The sequence below is a fragment of the Macrococcus hajekii genome (assembly GCF_004359505.1).
GTDB classification, from domain to species: Bacteria; Bacillota; Bacilli; order Staphylococcales; family Staphylococcaceae; genus Macrococcus; species Macrococcus hajekii.
The window spans coordinates 368,547-394,855 of sequence record NZ_SCWE01000001.1 but is presented as its reverse complement, the minus strand read 5'-3'; the positions used below and the strand labels follow the sequence as shown (position 1 = coordinate 394,855).

Sequence of the window (26,309 nt, the reverse complement as noted above, 5' to 3'; positions counted from 1 at the left end):
AAATCCCTCCCTGACTAATAATCGAAAAAATAAGAAGAAATCTTTAATGTTTATCAAATATTGAATGAATAAATTTTTTAATTTATATTTAAGAGGTCTTTTACCTTTATTTTGAAGTCAAAATTAGGTTTACATCTATTGTGACAAACTTTATAATAATAAGTGACATGAACTGATTGATTAGAGAGGGGAACATTAAATGGATAAAGTTTATAAAACTTTAGGATTCTGGACAGCTATTTTTGCAGTAATGTTCTATGTAGGCGGCATGGATATCGTTGCTTTCATATTTGTTGCGCAGACAGGCTTCTTCATCCTTCTTGGCTATTTAAATCTTTCTGAAAGAATGTATATGTATATCTTTGCAGCATATCTAGTTATCTGCTGGGTCGGCTTCACTTATTATTCTACATTCCTATTGGAACCAGGTTTCGGGATGCATAAATAAAAAAACCTCGAGCATATGCTTGAGGCTTTTTTTATAGATATGGATTATTATCACTTTCATACTGAATAGTTGTTTTAGGTCCATGTCCCGGATATATCGTCATCTCATCTGGCAGTTCAAGCAGTTGATCGATGCTATTCATCAATTGCTGCAGATTACCTTCCTTTAAGTCAGTGCGGCCGATACCTTCTTTAAATAATGTATCCCCTACTACTGCAAAATCTTTAAAGATATAACTGACACTGCCAGGTGAATGTCCTGGTGTATGTATAACATCAAATTTAAACGTTCCGACGGACTTCTTACCGGGTCTGATGATTTCCGGTTTAGTTCTTGATACAATCTCGTCTAAGCCATAAGATTTAAATTTGAGTGAACCGTTTGATTCTGGATCAGCTAACCAGTATTGTTCTTCCTGACCAATATAAACCGTTGCCTCAGTATCTGCTACAAGTGCATCAACCGCCCCAATATGATCAAAATGGGCATGTGTCAGCAAGATAGCTGCAACAGGCTTACCGATTGCTTCAAGCTGTTTTTCTATTCTCTCATACTCGGCACCCGGATCAATGACAAGAATTGATTCTTCATTTTCTACAAAATAACAGTTTGTCTGAATAGGACCCAGACATAATACATGTATTTTCATCCTTTAGTCTCCTTAAAATTAAACTCGACAAACGCTAATATTAATTATACAATAATTAGTGATAATAAATGAAATAATGTTGGGGGTCATACTATGCCATTTATTGATACAGGCAAATTGGGCAAACTTTTCGGCATCGATATTCATATCGGTGTAAACTTTTTCGCGATTCTAATGTTCTTAGTTTTCTTATTGGCGCTTAAAGGGTTAATGTATTCATTCAAAACTAAAAATATTCTAGGAATCATCTTCGGTTTATTAGCTGCCGCATCATTCGGCTTCTTTTCAATCGCTACTATTCTGACTTATGGTTATCCTATTTTACACCACTAAAAAAAGACGATATTTATCGTCTTTTTTTATTTGAGATGTTTATTGACTGAGTCCAGTTTATCACTCATTTTTCTTGTAATATCACGTCTGTCGTCAATTCGAATGTTAGTACATACACGTTTAACTCCTTTATTAAAAGGTGCTTCGTGAATTTCACCTATTACTTCCAGCAATACTGATAAGTCACCTTCAATCAAAGTACTCATCGGTGTCAACTGATAGTCAATCAGTCCTTTTTCCTTCTTAGCCTTTAGAATATTTTGTATGTCTGCAATATACTCACTGACACTCACTGATTTCTCATTCAACGGAATGACCACTACATCTACAATTGCCATAATTTATACCCTCACTTCACATATTGTTTGATTAACCCTGCGGCTCCAATCATACCTGCATCATTTCCAAGTTCTGCTGTTACAATCTGAGTACCTTTCAGCGCCGGTTTAAATGTCATTTTTTGATACTCGGTTTCAATGTGCTGAATCAGGAAATGACCTGCTTTAGAAACCCCGCCTCCAATGATAATATATTTTGGATTAGTCATTACACTGATTACACTAATGGCATAAGCAAGATGACTCGCAACTTTTCTGATCACATATGTAGCGAACTCATCCCCATCTTTTGCAGCATCGAACACCATTTTAGCCTGTACTTCCTTTGCTTGAATAGCTTCTTCCAGACTCGTTTTGAACTGCAGTTCTTTATAATAATGATAAGTAAGATTGATGACTCCAGTAGCACTTGCGACTGTCTCAAGACAGCCTTTGAGTCCGCAATTACACTGGAAACGTTCTTTCTGATCCACTTTAAAGTGACCGAGCTCCCCGCCCGACCCATTATGACCGTGAACCAGTTCATTATTCGCGATAATACCGCCGCCTACACCTGTACCCAATGTCAGACAGACGACGTTAGCTTCATTTTGTCCAGCTCCTTTGAATTTTTCACCCAAAGTCGCTACATTGGCGTCATTATCAATGAAAACAGGTTTTCCGCTTAGTTTCTCAAATTCATCTTTGACATGTTTTACGCCGGACCAGTTAAGGTTAATAGCACCGTTAACAGTGCCTTTGTCAAAGTCAACAGGACCAGGAACCCCCAGGCCTATTCCAAGGACTTCATCCATATCATAGTGTTTATGTGCTGCATTCTTTTTAAAAGATTCATATATATCTCTTAAAATCCTTTCACCCTCCTGACCTGTCTGCGTCGGAATCTCCCACTTATGCAGTATAGTCAGCTCCTCTGATAGGACACCGAGTTTACATGTTGTACCACCGATATCAGCAGCCAGTATAATCATAATTTCCCCATCTTTCTCTGATTTAGTATGAGACGTGCCTGCATGAATTCTTCATTAGAAATCAGGCCGCTCCGATGTAAATCTTTCAATTCCTGATTCATCATTTCAATGGTATTCAATTCATCCTTGAAATAAATAATCAGTCCAAATTTTTTGAGTAACTGTTGAACATCATAAAAGGTTTGCATATCAATCACCAAAAACTTTCAGTTCTTTTTTGAGGTCTTTTATATCTTGTTTTTTTATATATTTTTCTGCATTTTTTAAATATTTATCGGCTTCTTTATAATCATCAGTGGCGCGCATTGCAAGTGCCATCTGATAGTTGAGCGTAGGAGATTCAGGATATATTTTAAGACCTTTTTTCCACTCTGCAATTCCTTCTGCAAGGGAAATATTATGTGATTTAATCAGACCATTGAGATGATAGGTCTCATCATCTTCAAAACCTTTGTCAAAAACTGCTCTTGAGATTTTCTCAGCCTTTTTAAAATCTCCCTCTTGCATAGCTTGCCGTGTCATATCATTATAAATATGTTCTTCCTTCACACTAAAAATATTCATGAACAGCAGTATAGTAATAAAGAAGAGACCCGCGATCATCATGTAACAATATTGTCGCGATTGACGGTAAGTATAGAGCAAAAGACCCATATAGAAACCACTGAATAGGCCACCAAAATGAGCCCAATTATTAACGTTCGAGAATAGATTACTGAGCAACAGAAAAATAATCAGTCCTATAGCTGTCTGAATAAGCATTTTTTTATCGAAGCGACGGCTGACCAGCATATATGCAAATAATGCGCCTAGTAAACCACTGATTGCACCACTTGCTCCTACAGAAAATGCAGTTGTCTCAAAAGACAGGGACAATAAGTTGCCGAACAGACCACTTACTATATAAATCACTATAAATCGTAATGAACCATAGAAATACTCAACAAGTTTCCCGAATATGTAGAGCGACATCATATTAAAAAGAAGATGCGAAAAATCAAAATGCAAAAACATGGAGGATATGACTCTAAAATATTCGCCATGAACAAAATTAAAATGGCTAAGTCCACCAGTTTCAATAAAATCAGTCGTTTTATCATTGAATGATAGCGCTAGATTGAACAGAAAAATGACAATATTGATGAGCAGCAGCAATAGAGTCACTGGCGTAAATTTTATCATGGCCCGGTCAATAATATTATCAGATACCATCCGCTTCCTATAAAAGCTCTCCGACTGTCTTGCTTTGATTTTACTTAGCACTTGATATGGCTTCGATATCGACATAGTTTGAAGGTCTGCCTGCTTGCTTAGCTCGTGTACTTCTACCCTGCTATCTGAGAGACCTGCTGGCACCGGCTGGTTAACTAAATATATATCAATTTTTTTCGGGATGAAGCCTATACGACTGACTGCATTATCATTAATTTTTTGAATGAGAAAATCAAGGGACTGAACAGTCTGTTTGTCGGTGACAAAACGGATAACTCGTTTCTCTTTTTTGTTGACCATCAGCAGTTCATCAGGCTGCTTCAGTTCAAACTTTGAATATTGAGTAATTCTATAGAGTGTTGCCCATAGCTGTTTAGCTGTTATCATTGACGTACTCCATTGATAATACGTTTTTCAGTTATCATTTTATGAACAGGTTGATCGTAATCATCTGTCGGTATATCCATTAATTGTTCTTCTAATATGAGGCTGACAGTTGGACCATCATAAGTTGATAAAAATCGATCATAATAACCTCCACCGTATCCGACACGGTAACCATCTGAATTAAAGCCAAGACCAGGCACCAGGAGCAGCTCGACATCATTATTGATTTCATCAGAATTCTTGACAGCAAGGATTCCTTTTTCATCTTCATGCAAATCAGCGGGAGAAGTATAGCGGGCAAAATCCATCGTTTTATTTTCATAATGACAGTTAGGTACAAAGACTTTCTTGCCTTGTACTAAAGCATATTTAATAATTTCCTCAGTGCTGATTTCATGAGGCATACTGAGTGTGATCCCGATTGACTTCGCACTCTGCCATTCAGGAAGCTCAAACAATGTTCGCATCAATTGAACTTCTTCATTATACTTTTCTTTATTCTTTAAATAATCCAGTACTTTTTTTCTCACTTCTTTTTTATTCATCATTATCACCTCAACTCTAATTATACATGATTTAAAGTGGATACAAAAAAAACAGACACACCAGTGTCTGTTTATTTTGTTTCTCTGTGTAAAGTTTTTTTGTTATCACGTGAACAGAATTTGTTCATCTCGATACGCTCTGGGTTATTTCTTTTATTTTTCTTAGTGATGTAGTTACGTTCGCCACATTCTGTACATGCTAAAGTTACATTAACGCGCATTATATTCCCTCCTTACTCTTTGTTACATACGACCTTTATATAATAACACCAATTCATTACATTTTCCAGCGTTATTTTTCAAATTTATCGTATTGTTCACCCGTAATGAAGTAATATACATTCTCAGCAATATTTGTAATGTGATCACCGATACGTTCGAGATAACGAGCCGCCAATTGTGCCTGTCCAGCAACGAAAGGATCATTATCAATCAGATATGTTGTATTTACTATCTCTTTATAAAGATCATCAATATCAGAATCTCTGTCAATGATCTCTCTTGTCAGGTTGACATCTTGTTTTTCATAAGCATCGAATAAATCTTCAAGCATCAGCATACTTAATTTACCCATTGTTTTCAGACGTGCAAGAATATATTCATCTTCAAATTTCACACGAATTCGAATTTTAGCGATACCACCCGCACTGTCAGCAATACGCTCTAATTCAGATGCAATTTTAATGCTGGCTAACATGATACGTAAATCTGTCGCGATAGGCTGCTGTTTTGTAATAAGCGTCGCCACTTGATCATTGATATCAGTCTCAATTTTATTGATTTCTTTATCATGTATGATGATTTCTCTAGCAATATTGATATCTTCCGAGCCAAGAACGTTCATTGAATTATCGATAGCATGGTAAGACTCTTTCGCTAAAGCAAGTACAGTATCTTTTAGTTGATCTAAGGCTTCTTCGTATTTTTCTCTCATATCAACCAAATCTCCCTGAAATATAACGCTCCGTCTGTTCATCAGCTGGATTAGAGAAGATTTTATCTGTTGTATCATATTCATTAACATAACCATTCAGGAAGAAAGCAGTTTTATCAGAAATACGTGCTGCCTGCTGCATGTTATGTGTCACAATAATAATAGAATACTGATCTTTAATTTCCTGTACCAGTTCTTCAACTTTGAGTGTTGAGATAGGGTCAAGTGCTGATGTCGGCTCGTCCATCAGAATAACATCGGGTTCAATGGCTAAACAACGTGCAATACAGATACGTTGCTGTTGACCACCTGATAAACCATAAGCATTTTGAGTCAGACGGTCTTTCGTTTCATCCCAGATGGCTGCACCACGAAGAGATTTTTCAACGATCTCATCCAGAATCTTTTTATCTGTGATACCATGGATTCTTGGACCGTATGTGATATTGTCATAAATTGATTTTGGGAACGGGTTAGGTTTTTGGAACACCATGCCGACACGTGTTCTAAGTTTTTCAACTTTATAATTCTTATCAAAAATGTTATCTCCACGATAGAGGATTTCCCCAGAAGTTTTTACGCTTGGTACTAATTCAATCATACGGTTAAGTGTTTTGATGTAAGTAGATTTACCACACCCTGAAGGCCCGATGATAGCTGTAACCTCATTTTCCATAATATCAAGGTTGATATTTTGAAGAGCATGGTGATCTCCGTACCAAAGGTCAAGATTATTAGTCTGATAGACAATATTTTTCTGTGCTGTCTGATTAAGATCGTGTTCTGTCGAAGCATAGTGAAACCTACTGCATAAATACTGAAGTAAATATCTGTTCCATATGTAGCATCCCCAGTTGCAACCTGTACGATAAATCCTGTCATCGTCTGAATTGAACCCGTCAGACTGAATGAAGAATCAGGCGTACTACCCGCTGCGAGTGACACGATCATCGTTTCACCGATAGCACGGGATACGGCAAGAACGATTGATGCAAGAATTCCAGATAAAGCCGCCGGAAAAACAACTTTAAGTGCTACTTCTAATTTAGTTGAACCAAGACCAAGTGCACCTTCACGGATAGCTTGTGGTACAGAACTCATAGCATCTTCACTTAAACTTGCGATCATCGGAATAATCATGACACCGATAACAAGCCCTGGACTAATTGAGTTAAAACTGCCTAAATCGGGCCAAACAGAACGAAGTAAAGGTGTAACAAATGTTAATGCAAAGAAACCGTAAACAATCGTTGGAATACCTGCAAGTATTTCAAGGATTGGTTTAATAATTCGTCGTACTGTATCACTTGCATACTCACTTAAATAAAGTGCAGCACCCAGTCCAACCGGTACAGCAAATAATGTAGCAATAAATGTTACCTTTAAAGTTCCTAAAATTAAAGCCCAGATACCGAACTTAGGATCACTACTGAATGCTGCCCAGTCCTTCTCAAACAAGAATTCTGTAAATGGAATTCGTGAAAAGAAAGTGATAGTCTCTGTCAGCAATGTAATTAAAATACCGATTGTGGTTAAAACCGATACCGAGGCAATCAGAAGCAGGATGGTTGGAATCATTTTTTCGATGAATCCTTTTGACCCTTTTCCTTTATTCTGTTCAATCATCTGTTGAACGGATAATTTTTCTCTCATAAATTTAGACTCCTTAATTTAAAAAAAGGGACGAACGAGGTTCGCCCCTTAAAAATTTTTAGAAATTATTTTACTGAATCTAAAGTTTTAAGTGCTTCGTCGTAGTCTTTATCTTCAAGTGGCACATAACCAGATTCTTTTGAAGCATCAGCAGCATGTTCAATTGTGAACTTCATGAACTCTTTGAATGCCTCATTGTTTTTAAGTGATTCATTTTTAGCGTAGATGAACAGTGGACGGCTAAGTGAGTATGAACCATCTTTAACTGTTTCTTCTGTTGCTTCAACTGGTTCTTTTTCGTCTTTACCTTGAATTTTAACAGCTTTTAAATTGTCTTTGTTTTCCTGGTAGAAGTTATAACCGAAGAAACCGATACCATTTTTATTGTCTTTAACTGAAGATACGATAACGTTTGTATCTGCGTTTTTCTCAGCTTTAATATCAGCTTTATCTAAAACTTCTTCACTGAAGAAGTCATAAGTACCATGTGATTGGTCTGGAGAGAATGCTTTGATTTCTTCAGCAGGGAAATCTGCGCGCACGTCTTTCCAAGTTTTAGCTTCGCCAGAGTAGATTTTTTTCAGTTCATCGAATGTTAAGTATTCAACGAAATCATTTTCTTTATTAACTGCAACTGTTAAACCGTCATTAGCCAGTTTAAATTCAGTGTAGTCAATTTTTTTGTCTTGTAATGCTTTTTTCTCTTCGTCTTTAATGTCACGTGAAGCGTTTGAGAAATCTGTTTCACCGTTAATAAATTTCTCGAATCCGCCACCTGTACCTGAAGTACCGATAGAAACTGTTACATCTGGATATTGAGTATTAAATTCTTCGTTAATTTTTTCTACGATTGGCGCAACAGTACTTGAACCGTCCCCTTTAACTTCGCCTTTCAGATCTTTTGAAGCAGTTTCAGTTGACTCAGTTGATTTACCTGCATCTTTGCTAGTGTCTTCTGATTTTTCAGCAGCTCCGCCACATGCTCCTAAGAATAACGCAGTACCTAATACAGTAGTTGAACCTACTAATTGCCATTTTTTCATTTCTAAGTTTCCTCCCAAATGTAGACAGAAAATGTTTTTATTTTTTATTACAACTTAACTTTACAATAGCTTTGTTAATTAATAATGAATATATTGTAAAGATTATGTAAAGATAAAAAAGCGATTCGAAAAACAATATCGAATCGCCTGATTTTTTCTATTTACTTTTTGATGAGAAATACATATTAATAATCTCTTTACCCAAATCTCCGCCAGGTAACCATGGTGGAGGTACTGGTTGATTAGAATAAATGATCGAGAAGGACATTTCCGGTTTATCAGCCGGCGCATAACCAATATAGGTTGCATTAACTCTTGGTTCTCCGTTCTGAAATACTTCTGCTGTCCCAGTCTTACCTGCTGATTTCACATTTGTATCATGGAAGCTATTGTAACCCGTTCCTTCAATCTGGTTGAAAACCATATCAAATCCCCTTCTCACCTGATCAATTTCCTTCTGGGAATTATTGATTCTATTCAGGACTTTACCTTCAATCACTTCTTTAACGGGTCCTAATGTTTCAGTTTTTGAAGGCTGTCTGATTTCTCTGACGAGATGAGGCTGTATTCTATAGCCATCATTCGCGATGGTTGAGATATATTGTGATAACTGCAGGGGTGAATACGTATCATACTGACCAATTGCAAGATCAAGATAATTACCGGCATTATCCGTCAGATGTCCTGATTGACCTGCTACTTCATTAGGTAAGTCAATACCTGTTTTTACCCCGAGCCCGAACTGATTCATTCCTTTTCTTAAAGTTTGTCCAGCCTGAGCAATATTGTCAGGCAGAGCCATGCCAGGCGTATAATTTAAGCCTGCTATTTTTAATGCTGTCTTAAACATATAAACGTTTGATGAATGCATCAATGCTTCTTTATCATTGATCACTACTTTGCCATTCTGGTTGAAATATGAACGCTTATTCACGCCACCAGCAAATGTTAAAGGCTCATCAACCATCTCTTCATCTAAATGTATCGCTTTTTGATGATAACCTGTCAGCAGCGTTGCCCCTTTGACGGATGAACCGACTGCATATTGAGATGTAAATGTACCGTAGTGATAATCAGTAACCTCACCAGATGGACTGATTTGCTTACCTGCAAGGGCAAGGATATCACCGTTATTTGGATCCTGGACTACGACGAGCACTTTATCCATATCTTTAGCTCCTGCTGCTCGTAAAGTCGCAATATGTTTAACAATCAATTTCTCTACTTTCTGTTGCAGATCGATATCAATCGATAAAATAATGTCATTGCCTCTTGAGCCTGGATCGATGACTTCAGAACTGGTGATCTGACCAGACTTATCAGTGACATACTTCATTTTTTTCTTATGTCCTCTTAATACATCTTCATACTGATATTCAAGGTAACTTTGTCCGACACGATCATTTCTCGCATATCCTCGTGCTAAATAATAATCTATATTCTCTTTAGGCAGCCCTTCTTCTTTTGAAGAGACCTTGCCAAACATTGTTCTCAATGTATCGCCGTACAAATATTTCCGGTCCCAGTCCATTGAGGTATTGATACCCGGTAGTTTCGCAAGGTTCTGAGACACGAGGGCATACTCTTTTTCAGAGACCTCCTCATTTTTAATAGTCTGGGGTGTCAACTGACTTCCTGCAGCCATCTTACTGTACAATGCAGCAATCTCGAGTTCGCTTTCCGACAGTTTGACGTGTGGACCTACTTTTTTATACAGTGCTTTATCGTAATCAGCCTGACTGATCATATTTTCATTGAACTGTGCCGCTTCTTTCTCCATTAGCTGACTTACTTCGTCTCGATGTGTCTGTATATAATAAGTCTGTTTATCCATATCCGTCAGTTTATCGGTCGGCATGCTTATGAATTTAGCAAGTTCACGAGCCACATCAATCATTTCTGCTGTCGTCGTCATTCTACCTCTTGTATATGTAATTGCTTTTTTAGCCGTATTGTCTACCAGGAGTTTGCCATTGCGGTCATATATACGTCCTCGAGGCACCGATTCATTAATTTCAATGTTTTCATTACTCGCCACTGCTTTTTTATAGTCATCTGTTTTCACAATCTGCAAATAACCTAGTCGCAGAATCAGCAGTGTCATCAATGTCATAACGGCTACAAAAACTACATTCAGTCGACGTTGGGTCGTTCGCTTCTGCTTCAGCTCATTTGATTCTTGTTTCAATCTTCTCAAAATAAATCCCCGCTTCTCACTTTATCTCTTAATATTAAATCAAATGCGCGCCGATTTCTATTCTTTAGACAAAAAAAAGAGGCCGAAGCCTCTTTACTATTATTTTGCTGCGTTATAAAGTTCGTTTACTTTATCCCAGTTTACAACATTCCAGAATGCTTTAATGTAATCTGGACGTTTGTTCTGGTAGTTTAAGTAATAGGCGTGTTCCCAGACATCTAAACCTAAAATAGGTGTTTTACCTTCTTTAAGTGGATTGTCCTGGTTAGGTGTAGATACAACTTCTAATTCACCGTTATTAACGACTAACCAAGCCCAGCCTGAACCGAAACGTTTAGTTGCTGCAGTCGCGAATTCTTCCTGGAATTTTTCGAATGAACCAAATTTAGCATTGATTGCGTCCAATACTTCACCTTTAGGTTCTCCGCCCTCTTTTGCAAGAAGTTGCCAGAATAATGTGTGGTTATAGTGACCGCCGCCATTATTTTGAACTGCTGTTTTAATATCAGCTGGTAAAGCGTCAATGTTTTTATTTAATTCTTCCAATGATTGATCAGCATACTCAGTACCTTCAACTGCTGCATTTAAGTTTGTTACGTAAGTGTTATGATGCTTAGTATGGTGAATCTCCATAGTTTCTTTGTCAATGTGTGGTTCTAATGCATCGTATGCATAAGGTAATGTTGGTAATTCAAAAGCCATAATATTCATCCTCCTCTGAAGTTAAGTACATCTTTATCATATCAAGCTTTTATAGAACGCTCAAATAGTTTGCTTTCAGAAAATAAATAGCAAGACACTTCATTATATGGTAAATTTTCAGTTGGAGGAGATTACATGAAATATCTGCTAGCACTTAAACGTTTATTCACACCTCAAAAATATCCGCTCTACCGGACGACGCCACTACGCTATGTTTTTTTACATCTTATCATTCTAGCCACTCTTCTTGCTGCGCCAGCTGCAAGTCACTTCTATCAATCCATGACTTCCTTATCTCAGCTGATAGAGGAAAAGTCAGATGCTATACCAGCGTTCACCATTCAGAATGGACATTTAGAACTTCCGGACCATCAGAAGACAGTGATTCATCTCAATCAAGGCTCTGTGATTTTTACCGAACAAGAATCCATTCTTTCTGACAACGCATTTACATTCAGCAGAAATCAAATACATATCCCTGGTTTAGACCCTATTTCCTATCAAAATATCAGCACGATAACAGACCGGTCCTCTCTTATCGATACGCTTAAAACATTTACTTCATCAGTCTATTTTTATTTTATGCTGGTCTTATTAGCATTAATTTTAATTCAGTTATTCATCATTTTAATTAAATTAATCTCTATCAGCTTAGTAGCACATCTTGCAGCGCTACTCTTTAAAAAGAAGTCCCGGTTTATGAACTGGCTTAAAATTACTTCTTTTTTACTGACAATTCCTGTCCTTCTTCAATATATAGGACTTCTAGTACCGAATACTTTATCCTATCCACTGTCATGGTGTATAATAATTTTACTTACGTGTTTAACCGTTTATCATCTACCTGGAAACAAAAAAGCACGTTAAACCATAATAAAGGAGACATCATTATGTCTGAAATCACGCATAGAAGTAATACACGCCCTGTCAAAGTTGGTAACCTTACTATTGGAGGTTCAAATGAGCTGATCATCCAAAGTATGACAACGACTAAGACTCATGATGTCGAAGCAACTGTAGCTGAAATCAAACGTCTTGAAGAAGCAGGCTGTCAAATCGTCCGGGTCGCTTGTCCAAAAGAAGAAGATGCGCTCGCAATCGCTGAAATCAAAAAACAGATTGATATCCCTCTTGTTGTGGATATTCACTTTGACTATAAACTTGCCTTACTTGCTATTGAAGGCGGAGCTGATAAAATCCGTATTAATCCTGGTAACATTGGTCGTCGGGAAAAAGTCGAAGAAGTAGTAAAGGCATGTAAAGCAAAAGGTATTCCAATCCGTATCGGGGTCAATGCAGGTTCACTTGAAAAGCATATCCTGAAAAAATATGGTTATCCCACTGCTGATGGCATGGTGGAAAGTGCCCTGCACCATATCAAAATCTTAGAAGATCTTGATTTCCATGACATCATCGTTTCAATGAAAGCAAGTGATGTCGGACTGGCAATTGAAGCTTATACTAAAGCGGCTCAAGCCTTTGACTATCCTCTTCACTTAGGTATCACTGAAAGTGGTACGCTCTTCGCAGGTACTGTAAAATCTGCAGCCGGACTCGGTGCTATTATGAGTCTCGGTATCGGTAATACGCTGCGTGTGTCATTATCTGCAGACCCTGTTGAAGAAGTGAAGGTTGCCCGTGAACTCCTTAAATCATTTGGTCTGGCAAGTAATGCCGCAACTTTAATCTCCTGTCCGACATGTGGACGTATTGAAATTGACTTGATTTCAATTGCTAATGAAGTAGAAGAATATATTTCAACAATTAAAGCGCCTCTTAAAGTTGCTGTACTTGGCTGTGCGGTGAACGGTCCAGGTGAAGCGCGTGAAGCTGATATCGGTATCGCTGGTGCACGTGGTGAAGGTCTGCTCTTTATGAAAGGTAAGACCGTCCGAAAAGTGCCTGAAGAGACAATGGTTGATGAACTAAAAATGGAAATCGACAAACTTGCCGAGGAATATTATAAAAAGCAGGCTGAAGAACTTGTGCAAAATTAAACGACTCGGTATCGATATAGATGGTACGGTGACTTGTCCTACTTCTCTCGTCCCGTACCTGCAAAAATCATTCGATGAAAATTTAAAGTATGAAGATATCACTGCCTATGATCTAGGCGCAGTGCTTAATAAATCAGATCATGAGATGTATGACTGGTTTATGACTCATCAGGAAGAGATATACACCCACTCTCCTATCGCTGAAGGTGCATTATCCGTCCTGACTGACTGGTCTCAGCACTATGAACTGTACTATATAAGTGCACGATATGATTATCTTGATAAGATCACAGCAGACTGGTTTGATAAGCATGATGTTCCATTTCATCATATCGAACTGACAGGAAGCCATGATAAAATTGCAAAAGCCCGCGAGCTGAAAGTAGACGTTTTTCTCGAGGATAAGCTTGATAATGCCATCGAAATCAATGAAGCATTAAATATTCCTGTTATTTTATTTGATACCCCCTATAATCAATCTGAACTGCCAGCGGACGTCCATCGTGTCTATACTTGGCAGGAAGCACAGCAAATCATGCAGACATTATAAAAGGAAGCAATCCTCTATGGATCGCTTCCTTTTCTTATTGGCACTTTTCACAAAGACCGTACAGCTCTATTTTATGATTTTTGATTTCAACGCCTGGCAACTCATTTTTAAATACTTCCAACGGACAATGTTCAATCACTTTTGTCTGTCCGCAGGATTCGCAGATAAAATGATGATGATGATGATGTGCACATGATAATCTGAACTGTTTTTCATTATTCCATTCAGTGGCCTCTATAATATTCAGTTCAGAGAAAAGGTGCAAGTTTCGATAAACTGTATCAAACGAAATTCCTGGATACATCTCATACATCTTGAATTGAATAGCTTTTGCAGTAATATATTTATCTTCTTCAGCAAGAATCGTGATCATATCACGTCTTTTATCCGTATATTTATAGCCGTTATTTTTTAATGTCTGAATGGCTTCTTCAATTTTCATCAGCCAGTCCCCCTTGTTCACGTTTTTTCTGATAGTAAATCGCACTGATTAAAATCAGGATGAGTAGCAGCACAATCACACCACCTGGAGAAATATCCATATAGAATGCCAGAATCAGTCCTAATATCACTGACAGTTCCCCAAAAATAACACTCCAGAGCATCAGTTCCTTATACCCCCGGGCAAATCTCATCGCACTTGCTACAGGCAGTGTGATCAGACTGCTGACGAGTAAAATACCGACGACTCTCATCGATGCTGATATAACAAGCGCCACCATCAGCATAAATAAAATATGCAGAAATCTAGGGACTCCCGTAATCTGAGCATACTCCTCATCAAAAGATAATACAAACAGTTCTTTATAAAGTAAAACGATAAAACTGATAACGAGGATAAAAATAATAAGTATCGTGATTAAATCCATTAATGTCACTGCACTGATACTTCCAAATAAATAACCGAATAAATCCTGATTAAAGCCGTCAGCAAGTGAAATGAATATAACACTCAGTCCGATACCAAGAGACATAATAATCGGAATGGACAGTTCCTGATAATGTTTATAGACACTTCTCAGCCTCTCAATCAGCAGTGCGCCTGTTACAGAGAACAATATACCAAACCAGATGGGACTGATAACGACAGGTGCCAGCCATTTAGCTGCCAGCATACCGAAGGAAATACCGCCTAGCGTCACGTGGCTCAGAGCGTCTGCGATAAGCGATAACCGTCTGACCACAATAAACGTACCAATCAAGGGTGCCAGAATGCCGATCAGCATACCGCATATAAAAGAGTAGCGCATAAAGTCAAAGTTCAGCAATGCATCTATCATACGCAGCACTCCCTATTATGATCATGGTCAACAAACTGCACAGGATGGCCATAAATTTTAGAGATTTCAACTTCATCCAGCGATTTGAACTGCTGGACTGTCCCGTGGAAATGCAGATGCTGGTTGAGACAGGCTACATTGGTAGCAGTGTCTGCCACAACACCAATATCGTGCGTGACCATCAGAATCGTAATCCCTTCCTGTTTTAACTGTGTCAACAGTTCATAAAATTCGGCGACATGCTTCGCATCAATGCCGACAGTCGGTTCATCTAAAATCAGGATACTCGGATTAGAAATAAGTGCGCGTGCGATAAAAACACGCTGCTGCTGACCACCAGATAACTGTGAAATATTCTTTTCAGCGAGGTGAGTAATATTCAGTCGCTCCATCAGGACATCCACTCGGGCGCGGTCCTGACGCGAGAAGCGCTGAAAGAGCTTCTTTTCCTGTATAAGACCACTCGTGATGACTTCTTTGACAGTAGCAGGGAAGCCTGTGTTACCGGCATTCGCCTTCTGTGAGACGTAGCCGATCCGTTCTGACTTCTGCTGAGTAAGCGGCTCGCCGTTCACTAAAATTTCGCCTGACTGCATAGGCAGTATACCAAGAATCAATTTGAGCAGCGTGGATTTACCTGATCCATTAGGTCCAGCAATAGCAAGAAAATCACCTGAAAATACTTTAAGATTGATATCCTGTAATGCTCTTTTATCCGGGTAACGGTAGTCAACATGTTTAATTTCGAATATAGGTTCCATTCTTCACCTCTCCATTCACCAATACACTTTATCATAATGTAAATCGAAATGAAAACGCAAGGACGAAATCTCGTCCTTGCGTAAAAAGTTTATTGATTAACGATTTTCTCAAGTAATGCCGGATCAAATTGACCGTTCTTAATCATATCAATCTCATAACGATAAGGGGGCTTCTTGTTCTTTTTATCTTCACCTACATAAGGTGTTTCAAGGATTTTAGGTATCTCTTTAAACACTTCATGATTGACTACACGATGCAGTGCATCAAAACCGATTTCACCAAAACCAAAGTTTTCATGTCGGTCTTTACGTGCACCCTGCACATTTTTACTATCATTAACATGGACGACTTTGATTCGGTCCAGTCCGATGATATTATCAAATTCAGTTAATACACCGTCAAGGTCACCTATAATATCATAGCCGGCATCGTGTACGTGACATGTATCAAAGCAGACCGATAAGCGCTCATTATGCTCTACACCATCGAAAATCTGTGCCAGTTCTTCGAAAGTCTTACCACATTCTGAACCTTTGCCTGCCATTGTTTCAAGTGCGATACGGACATCATTATCATTCGTCAGCACTTCATTCAAGCCTTCAATGATTTTAGCGATACCCGCTTCTTCACCTGCACCGACATGCGCACCTGGATGAAGGACAATATCCTTCGCTCCAAGTGCCTCTGTGCGTTCAATTTCTTTCTGAAGAAATTCTACCCCAAGTTCAAAAACTTCAGGTTTAATTGTATTGGCAATATTAATGATATAGGGTGCGTGAACGACAATGTTTGAAAGGCCGTGCTCTCTCATATGTGCCTGACCCGCTTCAATATTTAAGTCTTCGATCGGTTTACGACGAGTATTCTGAGGGGCACCTGTATAAATCATAAATGTTGAAGCACCGTAAGATGCTGCCTCCTCTGAAGCTGCGAGCAGCATTTTCTTGCCGCTCATTGATACATGAGAACCCATCAACATTGTGATTCCTCCTATTTCTTTCTTGCTTCTTTATTGCGTCTTTTAGCAAATGATTTCTTTTCATTGCGTTTCAGCTGATCAAGCTCATAGCGGAATTTACGCTTATAGCCTGGCTTTACTTTTTTCTTACTCTTTACTTTATGCTTTAACTTCTGTTCTATGTTATCTTCCTGCTTCTTACGACCGGAACGCTGTGTACGGTCCTTGATTTCTTTCAGTTCACCTGACTTTGTTTCAGCATGAATGAAAGTAAACCCTTTTTTCTCGATCTGATTGATCAGGTCTTCTTCTTCAGGTGTATACAGTGTGATGGCTGTACCTTTATAGTTACCGCGTCCTGTACGACCGACACGATGCGTGAAGAAATCGACATCCTGTGAAATATCATAGTTGATGACATGGCTGACACCATCGATATCAATGCCACGTGATGCAAGGTCAGAAGCTACAACAAACTGAAAGTCCAGCTGCTTGATCCGCTTCATTTGCTGCACACGCTCACGTGGTGTAAGTCCACCGTGAATAATCCCTGCTTTAATGCCCTGCTCCGCCAGGTGGTTAAGCACTTCATCAGCACGTTCACGACTGTTTGCAAAAATGATACAGAGATACGGGTTGATTGTCGCCATGACTTCAACCAGTTTCTCTTTTTTATCATTGCTTTTAGTCGGAATGAGATAAAATTCAATATTTTTATTGGTTTTTTCTGTCGGGTCAATCTCAACAAATTCCGGCTGCGTCAAATATTTGTTTAAGAACGGATGCAAGGCTTTAGGAATAGTAGCTGAGAAGACAGCAAGCTGTGCATTCGGTCCGAGACGGGATGCGATATAGTCGACTGTCGGCATAAAACCGAGATCAATCATTAAGTCTGCTTCATCGATAACGATAGACTGAGCCAGGTGAAGTTTCAGCGCATGCTCTTTAGCCATATCATTGATACGGTTAGGGGTACCGATAATAAGCTGTGGTTCTACTTTAGATTTCTGGATATCTTTCTGTTTGTCAGTACCACCGATATAGAGTCCTGCTTTGATATCCTCTTTAAATGTCAGTAAGTGCTGAGCAGTTTCAAATAATTGTGTTGCGAGTTCACGCGTCGGCGCTAGAATAATCACTTGAGGCTCATGTACGAGCGGATCAATTTTATCGATTAAAGGTAACAGGAATGAGTGTGACTTACCTGTTCCTGTCTGTGATTGTCCAATTAAGTTAATGCCTCTTGTCAGTTTCGGTATGACACGTCTCTGGATTTCAGTCGGCTGGTTAAAATTGAGATCTTTCACCGCTTCAATCAATTCAGATGAAAGTTCAAAATTTTCAAATGGATGTTTAGCCATTGGTATCCTCCTTTATTTCTTCATCTTTAGTATTATAGCGGAAAGTTCCAGTTAAAGATAGTTTAATTGATGGTAGGAAGTTTGCTATACTAGGACCAAAAGGAGGTCTCCTCATGGATATCGTTAAAATAACACCGCGTGGTTACTGTTACGGGGTTGTAGATGCGATGGTTATCGCTCGCAATGCCTCTCTCGACAAGAACCTGCCACGCCCTATTTATATACTCGGCATGATTGTGCACAACAAGCATGTCACTGATGCCTTTGAAAGTGATGGTATCATTACACTGGACGGGCCAAATCGTCTTGAAATACTGGAGCAAGTTGAAACGGGCACCGTTATCTTCACAGCCCATGGTGTTTCTCCTGACGTTAAGAAACGTGCTAAAGAAAAAGGACTCGTCTGCATCGATGCGACTTGTCCTGATGTAGAAAATACACATGCATTAATCAGAAGTAAAAAGGCGGAAGGATATCATGTCATTTACATCGGTAAAAAAGGACATCCGGAACCAGAAGGCGCGGTAGGTGTTGCACCTGATATTGTTCATCTTGTTGAAAATACTGATGATATCGATGATCTTGATGCGAGTCTAAAAGTTCATAAACTAATCGTTACCAATCAGACCACTATGTCACAATGGGATGTCTCACATCTCATGGTCGAACTTCAGAAAAAATTTCCTCATATTGAGGTGCATAAGGAAATATGTCTTGCGACTCAGGTTCGTCAGGAAGCAGTCGCTGAACAGGCTAATCAGGCAGATATACTGATCGTAGTCGGTGACCCAAAAAGTAATAATTCAAATCGCCTGGCTCAAGTTTCAAAAGATATTGCTCATACAGAGGCCTATCGTATCTCTGATATCAGTGAACTAAAACTGGAATGGCTGGAAGGCAAAAAGACAGTTGCTATTACAGCTGGTGCCTCTACACCAACGCCTATCGTTAAGGAAGTCATCGACTTTATCTCAAATTATACGCCTGGGCAGGAAGAAACTTTACCACAGTCTTCTTCTGTCCCTATCGAAAAAATCCTTCCTAAAATTAAAAATCCAAAACCGGTTCAGACATTATAAAAAACAATCGTCGCATGACGATTGTTTTTTATATGACTGTAAATGGATCTGATGATTGTTCCGATGCCAATACTTTTAGATCTGCATTCAATGCTGTAAGTAAATCTCTTAGCCCTTCAACCATCACGACCTCTGAGTAATGTTCAATATCTGCTGTCGTCAAGTTCATCATGAGTAAATCATGTGCATCGTGATACTTAATATCACCGGTCAGGAAAAGGTCAACACCTTGGCTTTGAACCTGTTCCTTATAACTGACGCCTGAACCACTGATGATGGCTACGGTCTTGACTTCTTTTTTATGATCACCGATTAATCGAAGTGATGATATGCCAAGATGCTGTTTTATTTCAGGCAACCATTTTTCCAGTACTACCGCCTGAGGTACTTCACCTTTTATACCTGTACCGAAGCTGTCTTTCACCTGGAATGAATAAATGTCATAAGCAGGCTCCTCATATGGATGGCTGGACAGGAGTGCCTGTTCGATATTTTGTTTAAGTTTCGGTTCGAACACGCATTCAAGTCTGAGTTCATCCACAACTTCCAGCTGATTAGATTTTCCTATATACGGATCTGCTGAATCATCGGGTCTGAATTGACCTTTACCCTCTGTCTGATAAAAGCATTCTGTATAGTTACCCATCTGTCCAGCGCCTGCCGCAGCAAGGGCACATTTCAGTTGTGCTGCATGTTCAGCAGGAACATATACCTGCAGCTTATTCATTTCTCGTTCATATGGTAAAAGAATCTGCTGATTGATGAGCCCGATACAATCTGCAATCATCGCACTGACACCTTTAGGATGCGCATCAAGATTCGTATGCATAGCAATCAGACTGATATCATTCTTTATCAGAGCATGCATAACCTTACCATATCCATGATTATGAATAGTTTTAATGCCACTGAAAATTAACGGATGATGCGCAATAATTGTATTACACTCTTTTTCTATCGCTTCCTCCACGACTTCAAGTGTACAATCAAGCGTCGTCAGAATGCCTGTAACATGACTTTCAGTATCTCCTATCAAAAGTCCTACATTATCCCAGTCTTCGGCTCTATTGAACGGAATATGCTGGTTGATGAGTCTAAGCAGGTCATTAATTTGCAAAGTGAACGGCCTCCCTGTAAAGTTTTAATTGCTGCTCGATTTCTTTAGCTTTATCTGTTTGATCCGCCTTATGCTGAATGGTCTCTAAAATATGCTGCAGATGTTTATATTCCTTTAACCATTTCTCGTTAAAATATTCATTTTGTTCTTTGAGCAGAAAAGGTCCGAATTTAATTTCAGCTGCTGTTAAGTTCATATTCCCCTTTTCTGCCACGATTACTTCGTAAATGTGCTTCTTATCCTTAATAATATCTTCAGCTGTAATTTTATATTGCAGTCGCTGTAAAGCAGTTCTGACAGCAGCCGCATGGATATTACTCTGTAAAATAAGACGAGGACCAGATGCAAGCTTCGACTGCCCCGCGAGGAGTATTTCACCGATCAGCGGACCTCCCATACCACAGATTGTAATACAATCCACCTCTCCGTCATCAATGACTTCAAGACCTGAACCTTTACGTACACTGATAACTGAAGTCAGCTGATGATTCTGAACATTTTTTACCGCTGCCTGATAAGGTCCATCTACAATTTCACCTGCTACAGCTGATTGTATAATACCTTCATTGATTAAATAAATAGGAAGATAAGCATGGTCAGAACCGATATCTGCCAGGCTATTTCCTTCTACATATGCTGCAACTCTCTTTAGTCTACTGCCAATCATGTTAAACTCCTAACAAAAAAATCTTTTGCCTCAGCAAAAGATTTTTTAATTTATTATTTTGCGCCGTCTTTTAAATATTTAACAAGCGTGTCTAAGTCTTTGTCAGCGATGACTGATTCATCGTGAGCTGGCATTGCGCCTTTACCTTCACGGATCACTTTTTTAAGTTCATCAGCTGGTTTTGAAGTGCCTGCTAATTTAGGACCCATCGCACCTTCAAGGTTCTGACCGTGACAAGAAGTACAGTTATCTTTAGCAAATGCAGCTGCATCAAATTTCTGTTCTGTCTTCGCACCTTCTCCACCTTCAGCGCCTTCTTTTTCTTTGTTAGCACCTTCTGCTGACATAAAGAAGATTAAACCTACGCCCATGAGCAGGATTAATAAGAATGGAACAACTGGATTACGATTCATTGATTTTGCCTCCCTTTATATTGACCATATACATATCTATTTTATATTAAAAAAGCACATTGTCAAAGTCTTTTCACAATTTTTTAATCCATGAAATCTTTAAGACGTTTACTTCTTGACGGATGACGAAGTTTACGCAGTGCTTTCGCTTCAATCTGACGAATACGTTCACGTGTCACGCCAAATACTTTACCTACTTCTTCAAGTGTGCGAGTACGACCATCATCGAGACCAAATCGAAGGCGTAAAACATTTTCCTCGCGGTCAGTCAATGTGTCCAGTACGTCTTCCAGCTGTTCTTTTAATAATTCATAAGCAGCGTGGTCAGCCGGACTCTGTGCATCCTGATCTTCGATAAAGTCACCTAGATGTGAATCATCTTCTTCACCGATCGGCGTTTCTAGTGACACAGGCTCCTGTGCAATTTTCAGGATTTCACGCACTTTTTCCGGTGTTAGATCCATTTCTTCACCGATTTCTTCAGGTGATGGATCACGTCCTAAATCTTGCAGCAGCTGACGTTGTACACGGATCAGCTTATTGATCGTTTCGACCATATGAACGGGGATACGGATTGTTCTTGCCTGGTCAGCAATTGCACGCGTAATAGCCTGACGAATCCACCAGGTTGCATAAGTAGAGAACTTAAAGCCTTTCGTAAAGTCGAACTTTTCAACCGCTTTAATCAGACCCATATTCCCTTCCTGAATCAGATCAAGGAATAACATCCCACGACCGACATAGCGTTTTGCGATACTGACAACAAGTCGTAAGTTCGCTTCAGCAAGCCTTGCCTTCGCTACTTCGTCTCCTTGCTCAATACGTTTTGCAAGCTCAACTTCTTCGGCCGCACTCAGTAAGTTGACACGACCGATCTCTTTCAAGTACATCCGTACAGGGTCGTTAATTTTAACGCCTGGCGGAGCTGATAAATCATTGAGATTAAGTTTTTCATCTGTATCCTGTGCATCTTTTTCATTGATCAATGTAATGTCATTCTCTGCGATCAGTTCAAAGAACTCATCCATCATATCTGCATCCATCTCAAAGTTCTGCAGCTTATCAGCGATTTCTTCGTGGCTCAGCTGACCGTTCTTTTTACCTGTTTCAATCAGCTGTGTTTTTATCTGATCTAATGTCAACGCCACATCAGGCACTTTTTTCGTTTTTTTACTCGTTGCCATACACATTGCCTCCTAAAATGACTATCGTTTCTTCTGTCTGTTCATTATAATAATCTGCTGCATCAAATGATTTCTCGTTTCAATATCACCAGCAGAAACAGCTTCACTTAACTGTCCTTTAAGCTGCTGAAGTGTTTGCTGTTCTTCCTGTTCTGTATGAATCACATATAGATAATCATGTATTTCATCGACAGTCGGATCACTGTTGATTGTCATATCATCGATTGAAATAATATCGCTATGCGCTTCTTCCTGAATAAAGGAGAGGAACTGACTAATATTAAATCGGTCCTCATTCTCATAATACCCTGTTAGCGCCTGATATATCGCTTGATGTGAAGGCTTTTTAAAATGTTTATCTGTCACATGCTGCTGCATCTTGAAAAACAGCGCTTTATCAGAGAAAAAATGCTTAAGAACGAGCCGTTCCGCTCGTTCTTGTTTAGAATATGAAGTGTTCTGAACTGGTACAGCAGCTACTGTCGTTTGAGGCACATATTTAGAAACCTCAAAATTTAGACTGTCAAAGTCCACTTTAAACAATTCGCTCGCTTCATGCAAGATTTTTTTACGTAGTGTTGTCGATTTAATTTGTCCGATATTTTGCATAATTTCATTCAGCTTCTGTTCGTAGACCAGATCATTTGACAGAACCTGCTGAGTCATCTGTCTCATTTTAAAACTTACATATGCCATTTTATTATGATTGACATAATGTATAAACTTTTCCTGCCCTAACTCTTTTATCATTTCATCAGGATCCATCCCTTGGCGAAGAGGTACGACATAAACATTACTTCCTGCAGATAATAAGGTCTCACCTACACTCAAAGTCGCTTCCAGTCCTGCTCTATCTCCATCAAACATTAATGTTACATTGTCCGCCAGCTTTTTGAGCTGCAGCTGATGTTCCCGGCTGAGCGCTGTACCCATCGTAGCAATCGCATTGGAAAGACCTGCCTCGTTTACTTTAATGACATCCATAAATCCTTCCAGCAGCAGCACTTCATCCTGTTTACGAATGGACTTACGCGCGATATCAAGGTGATAGAGCAAATGTCTTTTCTGAAAAATAGGTGTCTCAGGACTATTTAGATATTTGGGCTCCTGGTTTTTATAGGTTCTTCCGGAAAATCCAACCGTATGACCTTGCGCATTATTAATAGGAAACATAATACGGTCTCTGAAGCGGTCATAATAAGTGAAATTTTCTTCATTACGCGCTAAAAGACCTGCTTCATAGGCAATTGCTTTATCAAATCCTCGTTTTTCAAGGAAATCATTGGCAAAATGACTGATGTCCGGGCTGTAACCGATTTTCTCTCTATTGATGAGTTCGTCAGTAAATCCTCGGTCATAAAGATATTGCAGAGCTCCCTCAGCTTCAGTCGTAGCCTTCAGTACATAATGATAATAATCTCGAAGCAATTCATGCATCTCAATCATTATCATATTGTCATTAGCGACGACCACTTTTTGTTCTGAGGCTACTTCAATACCGACATTAGCGCCTAACCTTCTGACCGCTTCGACGAAAGTTATATTCTCAATTTGCTCCAGGAACTGAAAGACATTACCACCTTTTTTGCAGCCGAAGCAATGACAGATCTGTTTCTCTGGTGACACTGAGAAAGAAGGTGTTTTTTCATCATGAAAGGGACATAAACCAATATAGTTTCGTCCCCTTTTTTCTAATCTCACGTATTGACTGACAAGACTGAGAATATCATTTTTCTCTCTGATGTCATTAATTGTTTCCTGACTAATCTGCAAAGTATCACCCTCTTATAGCTTAAAACTTTTATTTGCTGTCACAATTTTGATGATTTCATTCGCTGTCTCTTCTATCGCTTTGTTGGAGACATCGATGACCGGACAGCCTATTCTTGACACAATCGTTTCAAAATATTCAAGTTCTGCTAAAATCCGCTGATCCTGCGCATAGCTTGCATCATCATTTAGACCGAGCTGAACAAGACGCTCTTTTCTGATTGCATTGAGTTTATTCGGATCAATTTTCAGTGCGATGCATTTCGCAGGATCAATTTCGAATAGCGTCTCAGGTGGATCCACTTCCGGTACGAGCGGTACATTCATCACCTTGAACCGCTTATGTGCCAGATATTGACTAAGCGGTGTTTTTGACGTGCGGGATACACCGAGTAGCACGATATCTGCTTTCGGTAACCCCCTTGGATCACGTCCATCATCATATTTAACCGCAAACTCAATCGCTTCTATTTTTTTGAAGTAGTCTTCATCAAGTTTATGGACCATACCCGGTTCATTAAGCGGCGATTCATTCAGCTGTTCAGTCAGAATGGTCATAAGCGGTCCCATTATATCGACGTGGTCGAGGTTATAAAGGTCGAGCTGCTCTTTCATATATTTTCTGATTTTCGGTTTAACCAGTGTATAAATAACAATGGACTGCTGTTCCTTGGCAACGGCAATCACTTCATCTACATTCTCATCTGTTTCGATATAAGGCAATCTGATAATTTCCAGTGCTTTTCCTAATTGATTGAACTGAGACGTACAAGCTTTCGTCACCAGTTCTGCTGTTTCACCGACAGAGTCTGAGGCAATAATCAATCTGATTTCATCCATATAAAGTCTCCTATTCATCTTCTATCAGTGCGACAAAGGCACGTGTGATGGTAGTTTTGGTAATGCGACCTGTTACTTCAAAAGCTTTTCCTTTCGGGACAACGACAGGTAGAGAATCTATCTCACGATCGATGAGTAGATTGGCGGCATACAGAAGCAGGTCATCGGGAAAGACGACAGCAATATTCGGCATGCGGCTCATGATGACATGAACAGGTGTCGTATGAATATCCTGCCCTCCCATAGTCGCCCGCAAAAGGTCTTTTCGTGAGCAGACTCCTACTAATTCATTCGACTGATTGACAATAAACAATGTTCCCGCATCATCCAGAAACATCTTACATATGGCTTCATATACTGATACACTCTCATCAATCACTGCGGGTAGCGACTGAAAATCTTTGACGTGGAATTTTTTCAGTGAAGCTGATAAGAGCTGCGTGCTGGATTTACCTGTATAAAAGTAACCGACACGCGGTCTTGCATCAAGGTAGCCTGCCATCGTTAAAATAGCAAGATCCGGTCTCAGTGTCGCTCTCGTGAGACTTAACTGCTCAGCAATTTTTTCACCGGTGATAGGGCCATTGTTTTTAACAATCTGCAGAATTTTATTCTGCCGTTTATTCAGTTCGATATTCAACACCCCTATTCGGACATAATTAGATAATTATATTATACGACTTAAATAGCCCAATGACAATCAATCGACTTAATGATTGTCCTACTATATAAAACATGGTATATTCTTAATAAGCGAGTTAAGGATGGTGCAAGCTTAACAAAATAATTGGCCTGAACAGTTAAATACTAAAGATGAGTGGAAACACTAATTTGGGTGGAACCGCGGGTAATATACTCGTCCCAAGGCATTAATGCCTTGGGACTTTTTTTATCCGCTAATTTATATAAGGAGGTCATT

General features: G+C 39.2%; 31 protein-coding genes. 6 read left to right on the top strand and 25 right to left on the bottom strand.

The window, feature by feature from the left end:
• Nucleotides 1–199 precede the first annotated feature (199 nt).
• A complete protein-coding gene (locus ERX37_RS02165; protein WP_133429002.1) occupies nucleotides 200–448 on the top strand; it encodes a DUF2626 domain-containing protein in 249 nt (82 codons plus the stop codon).
• A 31-nt stretch (nucleotides 449–479) separates the two neighbouring features.
• On the opposite strand, the gene ERX37_RS02160 is transcribed toward ERX37_RS02165, so the two are convergent.
• Nucleotides 480–1,097 (bottom strand): MBL fold metallo-hydrolase, encoded by a 618-nt coding sequence (locus ERX37_RS02160; RefSeq protein WP_133429001.1) that lies wholly within the window; start codon nucleotides 1,095–1,097, stop codon nucleotides 480–482.
• A 93-nt stretch (nucleotides 1,098–1,190) separates the two neighbouring features.
• Here ERX37_RS02160 and ERX37_RS02155 point away from each other — a divergent pair, with 93 nt between their 5' ends.
• A complete protein-coding gene (locus ERX37_RS02155; RefSeq protein ID WP_133429000.1) occupies nucleotides 1,191–1,430 on the top strand; it encodes a DUF2759 domain-containing protein in 240 nt (79 codons plus the stop codon).
• A gap of 26 nt (nucleotides 1,431–1,456) precedes the next feature.
• On the opposite strand, the gene ERX37_RS02150 is transcribed toward ERX37_RS02155, so the two are convergent.
• The 12 genes from ERX37_RS02150 to ERX37_RS02095 all read right to left on the bottom strand — a co-directional run bounded on the left by ERX37_RS02150 (nucleotide 1,457) and on the right by ERX37_RS02095 (nucleotide 11,412).
• Entirely contained in the window at nucleotides 1,457–1,768 is a 312-nt protein-coding gene (locus ERX37_RS02150; protein WP_133428999.1) for an MTH1187 family thiamine-binding protein, read from the bottom strand.
• A gap of 11 nt (nucleotides 1,769–1,779) precedes the next feature.
• Nucleotides 1,780–2,739 (bottom strand): ROK family glucokinase, encoded by a 960-nt coding sequence (locus ERX37_RS02145; RefSeq protein WP_133428998.1) that lies wholly within the window; start codon nucleotides 2,737–2,739, stop codon nucleotides 1,780–1,782.
• Entirely contained in the window at nucleotides 2,736–2,927 is a 192-nt protein-coding gene (locus tag ERX37_RS02140) for a YqgQ family protein (protein WP_188352343.1), read from the bottom strand. Before ERX37_RS02140 ends, ERX37_RS02145 begins: the two co-directional genes overlap by 4 nt.
• A gap of 1 nt (nucleotide 2,928) precedes the next feature.
• Nucleotides 2,929–4,338 (bottom strand): rhomboid family protein, encoded by a 1,410-nt coding sequence (locus tag ERX37_RS02135; RefSeq protein ID WP_133428996.1) that lies wholly within the window; start codon nucleotides 4,336–4,338, stop codon nucleotides 2,929–2,931.
• A complete protein-coding gene (locus ERX37_RS02130) occupies nucleotides 4,335–4,886 on the bottom strand; it encodes a 5-formyltetrahydrofolate cyclo-ligase (protein WP_133428995.1) in 552 nt (183 codons plus the stop codon). Before ERX37_RS02130 ends, ERX37_RS02135 begins: the two co-directional genes overlap by 4 nt.
• A gap of 68 nt (nucleotides 4,887–4,954) precedes the next feature.
• Nucleotides 4,955–5,104 carry a 50S ribosomal protein L33 gene (rpmG, locus tag ERX37_RS02125; protein ID WP_133428994.1) on the bottom strand — a complete coding sequence of 50 codons (150 nt, stop codon included), beginning with the start codon at nucleotides 5,102–5,104 and terminating at the stop codon, nucleotides 4,955–4,957.
• Between the two features lie 71 nt (nucleotides 5,105–5,175).
• Entirely contained in the window at nucleotides 5,176–5,826 is a 651-nt protein-coding gene (gene phoU / locus ERX37_RS02120; RefSeq protein WP_229713163.1) for a phosphate signaling complex protein PhoU, read from the bottom strand.
• A complete protein-coding gene (gene pstB, locus ERX37_RS02115) occupies nucleotides 5,819–6,508 on the bottom strand; it encodes a phosphate ABC transporter ATP-binding protein PstB (protein WP_279523283.1) in 690 nt (229 codons plus the stop codon). The genes phoU and pstB overlap by 8 nt, the downstream gene beginning before the upstream one ends.
• Nucleotides 6,415–7,470, bottom strand: a complete 1,056-nt coding sequence (gene pstC / locus ERX37_RS02110) for a phosphate ABC transporter permease subunit PstC (protein WP_279523280.1) — start codon at nucleotides 7,468–7,470, stop codon at nucleotides 6,415–6,417. Before pstC ends, pstB begins: the two co-directional genes overlap by 94 nt.
• A gap of 65 nt (nucleotides 7,471–7,535) precedes the next feature.
• Complete coding sequence (locus ERX37_RS02105; RefSeq protein ID WP_133428992.1) at nucleotides 7,536–8,513, bottom strand: PstS family phosphate ABC transporter substrate-binding protein; 978 nt, start codon at nucleotides 8,511–8,513, stop codon at nucleotides 7,536–7,538.
• A gap of 157 nt (nucleotides 8,514–8,670) precedes the next feature.
• Nucleotides 8,671–10,713 carry a peptidoglycan D,D-transpeptidase FtsI family protein gene (locus tag ERX37_RS02100; RefSeq protein WP_133428991.1) on the bottom strand — a complete coding sequence of 681 codons (2,043 nt, stop codon included), beginning with the start codon at nucleotides 10,711–10,713 and terminating at the stop codon, nucleotides 8,671–8,673.
• Nucleotides 10,714–10,809: 96 nt separating this feature from the next.
• Nucleotides 10,810–11,412, bottom strand: a complete 603-nt coding sequence (locus ERX37_RS02095; RefSeq protein WP_133428990.1) for a superoxide dismutase — start codon at nucleotides 11,410–11,412, stop codon at nucleotides 10,810–10,812.
• 135 nt (nucleotides 11,413–11,547) lie between these two features.
• Between ERX37_RS02095 and ERX37_RS02090 the strand changes: the two genes are divergently transcribed.
• From ERX37_RS02090 to ERX37_RS02080, 3 genes are read left to right on the top strand one after another with little or no spacing between them, the layout of a single operon-like run.
• A complete protein-coding gene (locus tag ERX37_RS02090; RefSeq protein WP_133428989.1) occupies nucleotides 11,548–12,279 on the top strand; it encodes a DUF1189 family protein in 732 nt (243 codons plus the stop codon).
• 32 nt (nucleotides 12,280–12,311) lie between these two features.
• Nucleotides 12,312–13,409: a flavodoxin-dependent (E)-4-hydroxy-3-methylbut-2-enyl-diphosphate synthase gene (ispG, locus tag ERX37_RS02085; protein ID WP_188352351.1), complete on the top strand. Its 1,098-nt coding sequence runs from the start codon at nucleotides 12,312–12,314 to the stop codon at nucleotides 13,407–13,409.
• Complete coding sequence (locus ERX37_RS02080) at nucleotides 13,396–13,959, top strand: 5' nucleotidase, NT5C type (RefSeq protein WP_133428987.1); 564 nt, start codon at nucleotides 13,396–13,398, stop codon at nucleotides 13,957–13,959. The genes ispG and ERX37_RS02080 overlap by 14 nt, the downstream gene beginning before the upstream one ends.
• A 34-nt stretch (nucleotides 13,960–13,993) precedes the next feature.
• On the opposite strand, the gene ERX37_RS02075 is transcribed toward ERX37_RS02080, so the two are convergent.
• From ERX37_RS02075 to ERX37_RS02055, 5 genes are all read right to left on the bottom strand, one after another.
• Nucleotides 13,994–14,401: a Fur family transcriptional regulator gene (locus tag ERX37_RS02075; protein WP_133428986.1), complete on the bottom strand. Its 408-nt coding sequence runs from the start codon at nucleotides 14,399–14,401 to the stop codon at nucleotides 13,994–13,996.
• A complete protein-coding gene (locus ERX37_RS02070; protein WP_133428985.1) occupies nucleotides 14,391–15,239 on the bottom strand; it encodes a metal ABC transporter permease in 849 nt (282 codons plus the stop codon). Before ERX37_RS02070 ends, ERX37_RS02075 begins: the two co-directional genes overlap by 11 nt.
• Complete coding sequence (locus ERX37_RS02065; RefSeq protein ID WP_133428984.1) at nucleotides 15,236–16,000, bottom strand: metal ABC transporter ATP-binding protein; 765 nt, start codon at nucleotides 15,998–16,000, stop codon at nucleotides 15,236–15,238. Before ERX37_RS02065 ends, ERX37_RS02070 begins: the two co-directional genes overlap by 4 nt.
• 89 nt (nucleotides 16,001–16,089) lie before the next feature.
• Entirely contained in the window at nucleotides 16,090–16,980 is an 891-nt protein-coding gene (locus tag ERX37_RS02060; RefSeq protein ID WP_133428983.1) for a deoxyribonuclease IV, read from the bottom strand.
• 11 nt (nucleotides 16,981–16,991) lie between these two features.
• On the bottom strand, nucleotides 16,992–18,320 hold the full coding sequence (locus ERX37_RS02055; RefSeq protein WP_133428982.1) for a DEAD/DEAH box helicase: 1,329 nt from the start codon (nucleotides 18,318–18,320) through the stop codon (nucleotides 16,992–16,994).
• A gap of 113 nt (nucleotides 18,321–18,433) precedes the next feature.
• On the opposite strand from ERX37_RS02055, the gene ERX37_RS02050 reads away from it, so the two are divergent.
• Nucleotides 18,434–19,399 (top strand): 4-hydroxy-3-methylbut-2-enyl diphosphate reductase, encoded by a 966-nt coding sequence (locus ERX37_RS02050; protein WP_133428981.1) that lies wholly within the window; start codon nucleotides 18,434–18,436, stop codon nucleotides 19,397–19,399.
• Between the two features lie 28 nt (nucleotides 19,400–19,427).
• On the opposite strand, the gene ERX37_RS02045 is transcribed toward ERX37_RS02050, so the two are convergent.
• From ERX37_RS02045 to ccpN, 7 genes are all read right to left on the bottom strand, one after another.
• A complete protein-coding gene (locus ERX37_RS02045; RefSeq protein ID WP_133428980.1) occupies nucleotides 19,428–20,516 on the bottom strand; it encodes a Nif3-like dinuclear metal center hexameric protein in 1,089 nt (362 codons plus the stop codon).
• Nucleotides 20,506–21,183 (bottom strand): tRNA (adenine(22)-N(1))-methyltransferase, encoded by a 678-nt coding sequence (locus ERX37_RS02040; protein ID WP_133428979.1) that lies wholly within the window; start codon nucleotides 21,181–21,183, stop codon nucleotides 20,506–20,508. The genes ERX37_RS02045 and ERX37_RS02040 overlap by 11 nt, the downstream gene beginning before the upstream one ends.
• A 53-nt stretch (nucleotides 21,184–21,236) precedes the next feature.
• Entirely contained in the window at nucleotides 21,237–21,596 is a 360-nt protein-coding gene (locus ERX37_RS02035; protein ID WP_133428978.1) for a c-type cytochrome, read from the bottom strand.
• Between the two features lie 83 nt (nucleotides 21,597–21,679).
• Nucleotides 21,680–22,786: an RNA polymerase sigma factor RpoD gene (gene rpoD, locus ERX37_RS02030; protein ID WP_373282940.1), complete on the bottom strand. Its 1,107-nt coding sequence runs from the start codon at nucleotides 22,784–22,786 to the stop codon at nucleotides 21,680–21,682.
• A 15-nt stretch (nucleotides 22,787–22,801) separates the two neighbouring features.
• Nucleotides 22,802–24,553: a DNA primase gene (gene dnaG / locus ERX37_RS02025; RefSeq protein ID WP_133428976.1), complete on the bottom strand. Its 1,752-nt coding sequence runs from the start codon at nucleotides 24,551–24,553 to the stop codon at nucleotides 22,802–22,804.
• Between the two features lie 12 nt (nucleotides 24,554–24,565).
• On the bottom strand, nucleotides 24,566–25,390 hold the full coding sequence (locus tag ERX37_RS02020) for a pyruvate, water dikinase regulatory protein (RefSeq protein ID WP_133428975.1): 825 nt from the start codon (nucleotides 25,388–25,390) through the stop codon (nucleotides 24,566–24,568).
• Nucleotides 25,391–25,400: 10 nt separating this feature from the next.
• Nucleotides 25,401–26,033 carry a transcriptional regulator CcpN gene (gene ccpN / locus ERX37_RS02015; protein ID WP_133428974.1) on the bottom strand — a complete coding sequence of 211 codons (633 nt, stop codon included), beginning with the start codon at nucleotides 26,031–26,033 and terminating at the stop codon, nucleotides 25,401–25,403.
• Nucleotides 26,034–26,309: the final 276 nt, after the last annotated feature.

What these genes read in the sequence shown, in the direction of transcription:
- ERX37_RS02160 (WP_133429001.1), bottom strand. Translation starts at nt 1,097, where the DNA reads ATGAAAATACATGTATTATGTCTGGGTCCTATTCAGACAAACTGTTAT.
- ERX37_RS02020 (WP_133428975.1), bottom strand. Translation starts at nt 25,390, where the DNA reads ATGGATGAAATCAGATTGATTATTGCCTCAGACTCTGTCGGTGAAACA.
- ERX37_RS02165 (WP_133429002.1), top strand. Translation starts at nt 200, where the DNA reads ATGGATAAAGTTTATAAAACTTTAGGATTCTGGACAGCTATTTTTGCA.
- ERX37_RS02065 (WP_133428984.1), bottom strand. Translation starts at nt 16,000, where the DNA reads ATGGAACCTATATTCGAAATTAAACATGTTGACTACCGTTACCCGGAT.
- ERX37_RS02155 (WP_133429000.1), top strand. Translation starts at nt 1,191, where the DNA reads ATGCCATTTATTGATACAGGCAAATTGGGCAAACTTTTCGGCATCGAT.
- ERX37_RS02040 (WP_133428979.1), bottom strand. Translation starts at nt 21,183, where the DNA reads ATGATTGGCAGTAGACTAAAGAGAGTTGCAGCATATGTAGAAGGAAAT.
- ERX37_RS02130 (WP_133428995.1), bottom strand. Translation starts at nt 4,886, where the DNA reads ATGATGAATAAAAAAGAAGTGAGAAAAAAAGTACTGGATTATTTAAAG.
- ERX37_RS02150 (WP_133428999.1), bottom strand. Translation starts at nt 1,768, where the DNA reads ATGGCAATTGTAGATGTAGTGGTCATTCCGTTGAATGAGAAATCAGTG.
- ERX37_RS02090 (WP_133428989.1), top strand. Translation starts at nt 11,548, where the DNA reads ATGAAATATCTGCTAGCACTTAAACGTTTATTCACACCTCAAAAATAT.
- ERX37_RS02055 (WP_133428982.1), bottom strand. Translation starts at nt 18,320, where the DNA reads ATGGCTAAACATCCATTTGAAAATTTTGAACTTTCATCTGAATTGATT.
- ERX37_RS02140 (WP_188352343.1), bottom strand. Translation starts at nt 2,927, where the DNA reads ATGCAAACCTTTTATGATGTTCAACAGTTACTCAAAAAATTTGGACTG.
- pstC (WP_279523280.1), bottom strand. Translation starts at nt 7,470, where the DNA reads ATGAGAGAAAAATTATCCGTTCAACAGATGATTGAACAGAATAAAGGA.
- rpoD (WP_373282940.1), bottom strand. Translation starts at nt 22,786, where the DNA reads ATGTGTATGGCAACGAGTAAAAAAACGAAAAAAGTGCCTGATGTGGCG.
- ERX37_RS02070 (WP_133428985.1), bottom strand. Translation starts at nt 15,239, where the DNA reads ATGATAGATGCATTGCTGAACTTTGACTTTATGCGCTACTCTTTTATA.
- ERX37_RS02135 (WP_133428996.1), bottom strand. Translation starts at nt 4,338, where the DNA reads ATGATAACAGCTAAACAGCTATGGGCAACACTCTATAGAATTACTCAA.
- ERX37_RS02050 (WP_133428981.1), top strand. Translation starts at nt 18,434, where the DNA reads ATGGATATCGTTAAAATAACACCGCGTGGTTACTGTTACGGGGTTGTA.
- ERX37_RS02095 (WP_133428990.1), bottom strand. Translation starts at nt 11,412, where the DNA reads ATGGCTTTTGAATTACCAACATTACCTTATGCATACGATGCATTAGAA.
- ERX37_RS02105 (WP_133428992.1), bottom strand. Translation starts at nt 8,513, where the DNA reads ATGAAAAAATGGCAATTAGTAGGTTCAACTACTGTATTAGGTACTGCG.
- ERX37_RS02060 (WP_133428983.1), bottom strand. Translation starts at nt 16,980, where the DNA reads ATGTTGATGGGTTCTCATGTATCAATGAGCGGCAAGAAAATGCTGCTC.
- ERX37_RS02035 (WP_133428978.1), bottom strand. Translation starts at nt 21,596, where the DNA reads ATGAATCGTAATCCAGTTGTTCCATTCTTATTAATCCTGCTCATGGGC.
- ERX37_RS02075 (WP_133428986.1), bottom strand. Translation starts at nt 14,401, where the DNA reads ATGAAAATTGAAGAAGCCATTCAGACATTAAAAAATAACGGCTATAAA.
- rpmG (WP_133428994.1), bottom strand. Translation starts at nt 5,104, where the DNA reads ATGCGCGTTAATGTAACTTTAGCATGTACAGAATGTGGCGAACGTAAC.
- ERX37_RS02145 (WP_133428998.1), bottom strand. Translation starts at nt 2,739, where the DNA reads ATGATTATACTGGCTGCTGATATCGGTGGTACAACATGTAAACTCGGT.